Here is a 7,192-nt window from a genome sequence, read left to right on the forward strand (position 1 = left end):
CCAGCCAACGCAAAAAAAATCACAGGAACCATTAAGGCTAAAACAGTGGAATGGAATTTTCCCTCAGGGGACATACAGCATCCTGTAAGTTATGTTTCAAAAGCACCCAAGGCACCTTTATGGTGCCTTGGGTGAGCAAAAGATTTTGCTAAGGCATCTGGTTGCCATCACATGCCTTTCAGGAATCTACTTAAAAATCAGCCATAGCGTTGTTCCCATTGCGGCAAGAGTAACGACAATCGAAACAACTGCGATTTTTGAGTTAGTTTCCAGCGCCTCAATTAACCTGTCGTCTTTTAACACGCTAACCTCCTCTTGTTCAAGGAGGGGCACATGTGAGAAATAGCGATGCATGCACCATTACCAACCGTAACGTCCCGTTAGTCAGCATAGCGCCTCTTCATACATCAGCCACTTCCCAACGACGCCCCTATTTAAAAGGGCGGGACGTATACCCTTTACGCCTAAGTCCAGTAGGCAATATATGTTTGCGCCGAACGACCAAGCTCACAGGCGGCTATGGAGCGCAGCGAAATAGCCGTCCGGTGCAGCGCCTTGTTATGCGCTGCCTTCAGAATATGACCTTGTATGTTCTTCCATCATTGGTTCTCGCTTCCCCCATCCCTGTATTATCAAGATTCGCGCGAACCAGGACTTCCATCATCAGTTTTGTACCTGGGCTTCTTAGAATTGCATAGCCAATAGACGTGCTTCCAATTGAGTAGCCCGTTCCGAAACTGGAAAATGAGCCAAATGTTGTTCCGGCGAATGCTGTACCAGTGGTTGTGCCAAAACTTATCGAATCATTACGTAACTCAACATATTTACCGCTCAGCCGTGTCCCATCAGCCATATTCACCCAAACCTCATGAGTGGCGACATTAAAGCCCCCATGAAGGGTTTCTCCTGTTTCAAAGCTAATGAGTTCGACGTTGTACGCGCAGCCGGTGATCAGCAGCACGAGCATAAAAGCGGAATACTTCACTATCTCTCTCATTTCAGTCTCCTTGCGCATAACGCTGCGGTTCACTGGGCGGCCGTTTTTATGGCCGATCCAGTGCAACCGCTTGTTGGCCAGTGTTTGCCTCTATTACTGTATACTTGAGGTCATTACCAGCTGCGGCCCACCGCACATGATAGCTTCCTTTAAGGCTTATAATCTCGTCCTTTTTACCTGTTGGTTTGGAAATAGCCCCGTAAAGCTTCTGTCCCTTTCGGAAATACCCGTAGATGCCGCCTCCACTACCAGAATAGAAAAGCGGATCATCAGCGAATACGACCAGAAAAGAACGCTCGAATCCGGCACTCTTAAGTTGCTCAATGAATAAGATATCTTTACAGAAGCTAAACATTTGCTCTGGATACTGGCCGTTCCTAGGGAACTTCAACTCAACGGCATATTTGAGTTCAGACCTGTCCGGTGAGAAAACAGAAATATCTATCTCTTTCTTGATAAATTCCCCAGTACGAAAGAAGAAAGTCACATTCCTTTCAAACTGAATTTTCAACTCCAATAACTGTGCCCGAAGCATTATGCCAAGTTCATGTTGTAGGCTAAATTCGTTGTATATGTCTATTTCTCTGCGTTTGACTGAATCAACGAACCTATGGATGACTTCCAGCATCTCTCTCCTTTGGCCAACGGGGCGAGCTGAGCTGCGAGGGCACGCAGCCTGCTGGAGCGCGCAGCGCTCATGCAGGCAAGTGCCATCGCCAGCTCCAGCGATTGTTCGGAAGGCCGCCTTGGCGGCCTGGAGAACAGGCGCTGGAGCGACCAGCTCAGCTCGCCCCGTTCAGGGCGCGCCGAAGGCGTGCCCTGAACATGTATTAGACGGCCAGCTGTCTTTCGCGCTGGGGCGGCTGTCCGATTATCTGCCATCAAATCGGCAGGTTACGTTCGTGGCGCCCGAGAGGTCCCGAGAAAAATCATGTAAGATCGGTTGGTTGCGCAAGGGGCTCCGCCCGGGATATGATCCATCCGCCTATCACAGGCTGCCGCCAGTCGCCAAAAAGATCGCAATAACAGCGCAATAGGCGAAATACATCCTTGCTGCCTCGCACCGGTCTGACCTCATCGCCCCCCCTGCCGACGGGATGACCGCTGCTGTTCAGGTCCGCTTGACCTTCCATCGCCGGTGTCCTGGTCCTCCCGGCATCCCGGCATGGTTCCCGGTGGGTGACACCCCGGTCTGGACAGTGCAGGCCCTGTGAGCAGAAACCATCGGCGGCGGTTGTCCTGCGGACGATACCCCACGCCCCCCTGCACGGCAAGTCACCTGAATAGCGGGACTCCACCTGGCCCTTGGTGCGTTGGCGCGTGGCGTTCCCTCCCGCTCCCCAGGCTGCCCGACCGCCATCCGGCCGGCCAGGGCTCCCGGCCGGGCACGTCAGGGCAGGAGCATCTCCATGAACTGGCCCCGCAGACAGTGGTGGGAGCTCATGGTGCTGCCGTAGGCGCCGGTGTTGAGGAGGGCCAGAAAGTCACCCTCTTCCACCGCTGGCAGCTCAATGTCCTCGGCCAGGATGTCCAGGGCCTCGTTGATGTGGCCGGCCACCGTCACCTGTCGGGCCGGCTGATCCGGCCGGCGCTGGCAGACCGCCACCTCCAGGGGCAGATGGTAATACGCCGGCTCCACCACCAGGTCGGTGCCGCCGTTCACCCCGACGAAGATCCGGCCCTCCTTCTCCTCCACGGTGTTCACCTGCACCAGGAGCACCCCGGCATCCATGGCCAGGTAGTTGCCAGGCTCCACCCACACCGCACACCCCAGGCCACCCAGATGCCGGCCCAGGAGATCCGCCCAGGCCCGCAGGTCCAGAGGCGGATCCTCTCCGGTATACGGTACCCCCAGACCGCCGCCGACATTCAGCACCCGCAGGCCAGGCACCTGGCCGGCCAGTTGCCGGCAGTCGGAGAGGATCCGGTCCAGGACCGGCAGCTGCGGGTCGCTCCAGCCGCAACCGCAGTGGAAATGGAGGCCGGTCACGGCCAGGCCAAAGGAGGCGGCCAGATCCAAGGCCTCCCGGAAGCGGGCCGGGTAGATGCCGAACTTGGTGGGCCGGCTGCCGGCGTACTGGAGGAGCTCCTGGTCCCGGTAGCCGAGGCCCCGGCCAGGATTGAGCCTGAGACCAATCTGCCGGCCGGGGCAGCGCTGGCCGAGGCGGCGGATCGTGGACAGGGAGTCGGCATTGACCCAGACCCCGGGCTGGCGGGCGATGAGGTCCAGATCGCTGTCGGCCACCGCGGTGGCGGTGTAGGAGATCTCCTCCTCCGCAAAGCCCACCTGCCGGGCCAGGAGTAGCTCCCCCGGGGAACAGACATCGGCACCGCAACCGCCGTGGAGCTGCAAGGCGGCAAGCAGGGGCGGGAAGCGGTTGGCCTTGATGGCGAAGAAGATGCGGGAGGGAAAGGAGCGGCCGGCAAGGGCAGCGAAGAGCCGCTGGAGGTTGGCGAGAAGACGCTGGCGGCTGTAAACGAAAAGCGGTGTGCCCATGGAGCGGGCCAGGGCTGCGAGATCGGCGCCGGCCAGGACCAGCCGCTGGTCCCGGTATCCCAGATCATCCCGCTCCCACCAGAGACGTTTTCCGCCCTTGGTCACGGCAGCCCTCCCGGCAGCGAGGTTCTCGTTGGCTTGACGCGGGCGGCGTCGGTCCGTCGCCCGGGCCGTTCACCCGCGGGCTATCCTCCACCGGTCAGCCATCGAGGTCGCTCTCCGACAGCTCGGCTAGGCTCATGAGATGCCTGAGAAGTCCAACCTTGAGTGGCTGAGCACCGTGGACGGGTATCGACAGTCGGACCACACTCCCAGGCTTGCCGAAGATGTGGTGGCTACCGTGGATCCGGAGCAGCAGCCAGCCGTTTCGCTCCACAGCCCTGACCAAATCCTTCCCCGAGACGGACCTCATACGGCAATTTCCATGATACGGTCGCTCTCGGAGATCTTGGCAGGCGTCACATCGACGGCCAGGCAGCCCTCAATGGCCTCGTAGAGGTTCTGGAGCAGTTCCTCAAACGTCTCGCCCTGGGTAGCGCAACCTGGGATCGCGGGAACCTCCGCCCAGTACCCACCTTCCGCGGCAGTGTGAACGACGACCTTCAATCGCATGACACCCTCTCCTCGGTTCCAGTCAGAACACGGTCTTCGCTTGCCATGGGCCTCTGGCGGCGGAGTCGATCCCGGTCACCGCCGGGGCGGGACAACCTGGACAACCCCGGCCGCCAGGCTATCACCTTCTTTTTTTGTCCTCTTTCAAGGTCATGACCCTTTCAGGCGGACACCGGCGCCAGGAGCAGGCGGCAGTCGGCCACCGAGGCGCCCTGGCCTTCCGGGTGGGCGATCAGGGGGTTCACGTCCAGTTCGACGATCTCGGGGTTGTCGGTGGCCAGGGCGGAGAGGCGCAGGAGGCACTCCTCGATGGCGGCGGTGTCGCAGGGCGCGGCGCCCCGGGCGCCGGTGAGCATGGGAAAGGCCTCTATGGCATGGACCATGTGCCAGGCGCCGTTGTGGCGGATGGGGGCGAGACGGAAGGAGACGTCCTTGAAGATCTCCACGAAGATGCCGCCGAGGCCGAACATGAGCAAGGGGCCGAAGGCCTCGTAGCGCTTGATGCCGAGGATGGTCTCCACCCCCGGCGCGGCCAGCTTCTGGGCGAAGACACCCCGCAGGCTCGCCTCCGGGGAGTGCTGGCCGGCGGCGGCCATGATGGCGGCGAAGGCCTCCCGGGCCTCCTCCGGCGAGCGGATCCCCACCCGCACCCCGCCGACGTCGGACTTGTGGATGATCTGGGGGGAGACGATCTTGAAGGCGCAGGGACCCAGCTCGGCCACCGCGGCGGCCGCCTCCTCCGGCGAGGTCACCAGCCGGCCGGGCAGGACCGGAAAGCCGTAGGCGGCCAGGATCTCGTTGCCCTCCACCTCGCCCAGATAGAGCTGGCCGGCCGCCAGGGCCGCCTCGATCGCCGCCCGGGCCCTCGGCCGGTCGAAGGCGAGAGCCAGCTCCTTGTAGTGCTGGCGCCGCACCCAGCGGGAGTGGCGGTACAGGGCGCCCATGGTGCGGGCCGCGGTCTCCGGGAAGCTGTAGTGGGGGATGCCGCCCTGCTCCAGGAGCTCCACCCCGGCGGAGACATCCATGAGACCCATGAACGAGGCCATGACCGGCTTGCCGCTCCGCTTGGCCAGGCTGGGGATCATGGCCGCGGTGGCCTCGATCTCGGTCATGGACTGGGGGGTGAGGATGAAGAGCACCCCGTCCACGCTCTCGTCATTCAAGACCGCCTCCAGGGCCGCCTGGTAGCGCTCCGAGCCGGCATCGCCGATGACGTCCACCGGATTCTTGATATTCGCCGCGGCCGGCAGATGGCTGCGCAGGGCCGCGGTGGTCTCCGGCTGGAAGCGGGCCAGCCTGAGGCCGGAGCCGATGGTGACGTCGGTGGCGATGATGCCGGGGCCGCCGGCATTGGTGACGATGGCGATGCGGTTGGAGCGGGGCAGGGGCTGGCTGGCAAAGGCGATGGCGCAGTCGAACAGCTCCTCGATGGTCTGCACCCGGAAGACCCCGGACTGCTGGAACAAGGCGTCGTAGACCGCCTCGGAGCCGGCCAAAGACCCGGTGTGGGAGCTGGCGGCGGCCGCGCCCTCGGCGGTACGGCCGGCCTTGATGGCCAGGATCGGCGTCGGGTGCTCGCCGCCGGTGATCTCCCGCACCGTCTCGATGAACTCGGCGCCGTGCCGGAGCTCCTCCACATAGAGCATGATCACCCGGGTCTGGGGATCCGCTGCCAGGTAGCGGATGATGGCCAGCTCGCCGATGTCCGCCTTGTTGCCCACCGAGATGAACTTGGAAAAGCCGATGTTGCGGCGGGCGGCAAAATCGAGCACCGCGGTGCACAGGGCGCCGGACTGGCTGATGAAGGCGATGTGGCCGGGGTTGGCCCGGCGGCGGGCAAAGGAGGCGTTGAGCCGGACCGCCGGATCGGTGTTCATCACCCCCAGGCAGTTGGGGCCCACCAGCCGGATGCCGGCCTCCTGGCAGACGGCGGCCAGCTCCGCCTCCAGGGCGGCACCGGCCGCTCCCGTCTCCCGGAAGCCAGCGGCGATGACCACCAGGCCCTTGACCCCGGCGGCGGCCGCCTCCCGGGCCACCGCCGGCACGCCGGCTGCCGGCACGATGACCACCCCCAGATCCACCGGCTCCGGCAGATCGGCCAGGCTGGGATAGGCCCGCACCCCGCACACCGACTTCGCCCGCACATTCACCGGATAGACGGTGCCGGCGAAATCAGCGGCCAGAAGGTTGCCGAACACCGAGCGGCCGACGCTGCCCGGCCGGTTGGAGGCGCCGATCACCGCCACCGAGGAGGGGCTGAAGATGGCGGCGAGGCCCTGGGGGGAGGCGGCCAGGGCCGGCAGCGGGGAGCGGGCCGGCGGCGGTGTGTCCCGCGTGCAATCGCGTCTGGTCATGGGCCGGTCGTCTGCCTCGCTACTGGTGGGTGGTGCCGGAGCGCAGCTCCTCCACCAGCTCGCGCAGGCTGTGGCCATCCGGCGCGGTGGCGTTGGGCTTGATCTTCAGGAGCTCCTCCCAGGCCTGGATGGCGCCCTCGGTATCCTTGAGGTCGTAATAGAGGACGATGCCGGTGTTGAGGCGGGAGATCTCATGCCGGGGGTCCACGGCGATGGCCCGCTGGAAGGCGTCGAGGGCTGCCGCCGAATTGCCCAGGGAGCGGTGCATCACCCCCATGTCGGTGAGCACGTTGGGGTCGTTCGGGTTCAGCTCCAGGGCCTTCTGGTAAGCGCGGACCGATTTGTCCGGCTTGTTGGTATCGTAATAGAGATTGCCCAGCGCCACCCAGGCCTCACGATTGCCGGGGTTGGCGGCCACTTCCCGCTCCAGGGCCAGGATCCGCCCCGCATCCGCCTGGGTGAGCTGACCCGGAGCATCAGCCGGCGCTGGCCCCGCCGGCCGGCTGGCCGTGCTGGGCGCCCCGCTGCCACCCTTGAAGGCGCTGAAGATGATGCCGCCCAGAAAGCCCACCACCAGGGCGATGAAGGCCACGACCAGCATGGTCTCTTTCTTGACCATCTCCGTTCCCGCCGGCTTGCCGATTGCCATCCAGAGACCTCCTCATGTCTCGATGAAGAAAACGGCCGGCAACGCCGGCCTACCCTGCGAAGCGCGCCGCCCCCTGGCATTGG

The 7,192-nt window shown here is 63.4% G+C and carries 7 protein-coding genes; all 7 read right to left on the reverse strand.

Annotated features, from left to right (window positions below; genetic code table 11):
* Nucleotides 1-571: 571 nt before the first annotated feature.
* A complete protein-coding gene (locus AB1634_17990) occupies nucleotides 572-997 on the reverse strand; it encodes a hypothetical protein (GenBank protein ID MEW6221407.1) in 426 nt (141 codons plus the stop codon).
* 46 nt (nucleotides 998-1,043) lie between these two features.
* Nucleotides 1,044-1,625, reverse strand: a complete 582-nt coding sequence (locus tag AB1634_17995) for a hypothetical protein (protein MEW6221408.1) — start codon at nucleotides 1,623-1,625, stop codon at nucleotides 1,044-1,046.
* Nucleotides 1,626-2,387: 762 nt separating this feature from the next.
* Nucleotides 2,388-3,599: a diaminopimelate decarboxylase gene (locus AB1634_18000; GenBank protein MEW6221409.1), complete on the reverse strand. Its 1,212-nt coding sequence runs from the start codon at nucleotides 3,597-3,599 to the stop codon at nucleotides 2,388-2,390.
* Between the two features lie 94 nt (nucleotides 3,600-3,693).
* Nucleotides 3,694-3,906, reverse strand: a complete 213-nt coding sequence (locus tag AB1634_18005) for a type II toxin-antitoxin system HicA family toxin (protein MEW6221410.1) — start codon at nucleotides 3,904-3,906, stop codon at nucleotides 3,694-3,696.
* Entirely contained in the window at nucleotides 3,903-4,106 is a 204-nt protein-coding gene (locus tag AB1634_18010) for a type II toxin-antitoxin system HicB family antitoxin (protein ID MEW6221411.1), read from the reverse strand. Before AB1634_18010 ends, AB1634_18005 begins: the two co-directional genes overlap by 4 nt.
* 161 nt (nucleotides 4,107-4,267) lie before the next feature.
* Nucleotides 4,268-6,460 (reverse strand): acetate--CoA ligase family protein, encoded by a 2,193-nt coding sequence (locus AB1634_18015; GenBank protein ID MEW6221412.1) that lies wholly within the window; start codon nucleotides 6,458-6,460, stop codon nucleotides 4,268-4,270.
* A gap of 19 nt (nucleotides 6,461-6,479) precedes the next feature.
* Nucleotides 6,480-7,109: a tetratricopeptide repeat protein gene (locus AB1634_18020; protein MEW6221413.1), complete on the reverse strand. Its 630-nt coding sequence runs from the start codon at nucleotides 7,107-7,109 to the stop codon at nucleotides 6,480-6,482.
* Between the last annotated feature and the right edge of the window lie 83 nt (nucleotides 7,110-7,192).

The sequence above is a fragment of the Thermodesulfobacteriota bacterium genome, assembly GCA_040755095.1.
GTDB lineage: Bacteria > Desulfobacterota > Desulfobulbia > Desulfobulbales > JBFMBH01 > JBFMBH01.